Source organism: Shewanella hafniensis (assembly GCF_019655335.1).
Classification (GTDB): Bacteria; Pseudomonadota; Gammaproteobacteria; order Enterobacterales; family Shewanellaceae; genus Shewanella; species Shewanella hafniensis.
This window is the reverse complement of the sequence record NZ_BPFD01000204.1, coordinates 1-621: the sequence shown is the minus strand read 5'-3', so window position 1 is coordinate 621 and position 621 is coordinate 1. Positions and strand designations below refer to the sequence as shown.

The 621-nt window shown below is 49.1% G+C and carries 1 protein-coding gene; it reads right to left on the bottom strand.

Annotation, left to right across the window (positions count from 1 at the left end; translation table 11 throughout):
• Positions 1-156: 156 nt before the first annotated feature.
• On the bottom strand, positions 157-336 hold the full coding sequence (locus tag K5Q99_RS21930) for a hypothetical protein (protein ID WP_220778136.1): 180 nt from the start codon (positions 334-336) through the stop codon (positions 157-159).
• Between the last annotated feature and the right edge of the window lie 285 nt (positions 337-621).

The window sequence follows — 621 nt, the reverse complement described above, 5'->3', positions numbered from 1 at the left end:
TTGGGACAAAAATGAGTTAGGTTATTAACTCTAACTCGTCATTTTCGGATGAAAATCTCTATGGGCTAACGCCGAAAATAAGCGGCAGCCCTGCAGCGCAGCGAAAGGGCTGTCCGGTGCAGGGCCCTCAGGCCCGGAACGAACTTGATTGATTTGTTAAGCAATGACTCTGCAGATGAAGGATGCAACGTCACCACCGGTGCCAGAGGCAATACCGTGTGCCACGCCGTATGGCTCAAATTCTCTTTGAATTCCATTTCCTAACGGCAGCGCCAGAAATATCCGGTTCTCTTTAACCTTAGTCTCACCGTCTCTATGTTCAACAAGATAAATCATGATGAACGCACCAATGCGGGAAAATTGGGGTCAGATGAACATTTAGGCGAAAACCTTCATCTGACCCCAATTACGTTCCGTGTGTTCCCTAGGTAAAAATCTGCCATAGGTTCAATGGTTTGCAAGGTAAAGAGCTTTCGTCATTGCCGTCCCCATTCCTTTCCACCCATTTCTACCAACCGAGACGCGGCTCGTCGAAAGGAAAAGGCGAGATCATTGGCGGCCGATAATTGTGCCAGTGACACGCCACTTCGACCCGTCGCCGACCACTCAAATTGTTCACCC

Excerpts from the sequence above, each read along its gene's own strand:
- K5Q99_RS21930 (WP_220778136.1), bottom strand. The coding sequence starts at position 336 with ATGATTTATCTTGTTGAACATAGAGACGGTGAGACTAAGGTTAAAGAG.